Here is a 251-nt window from a genome sequence, read left to right as displayed (position 1 = left end):
TAACGGATGCATTTTCTCAGGATAAATGGTGGAAAGAAAAGAAGTACAAATCTGATTTTACGCGGGCTAAATACGAACTCTGTAAGAAAACTTTCAAGGATATCGGATTCGGCTTTACTTACAGAAACATAAATTATATCACTCCGTATTTTGATTCACAGGTGTATCTTAATATGGTCAATAATGACAAGGGATATTACAGCTCTACGCAGGCAGAACAGATAATTATGGATTTTATGGATTATTTTACG

1 protein-coding gene is annotated in these 251 nt (G+C 34.3%); it reads left to right on the top strand.

Annotation, left to right across the window (positions count from 1 at the left end):
* On the top strand, positions 1–251 hold a 251-nt coding region (locus JNK74_29700), incomplete at both ends, for a DUF4783 domain-containing protein (GenBank protein ID MBL7650347.1).

The sequence above is a fragment of the Candidatus Hydrogenedentota bacterium genome (assembly GCA_016791475.1).
GTDB lineage: Bacteria > Hydrogenedentota > Hydrogenedentia > Hydrogenedentales > JAEUWI01 > JAEUWI01.
This window is presented reverse-complemented; position numbering and strand designations above follow the sequence as displayed.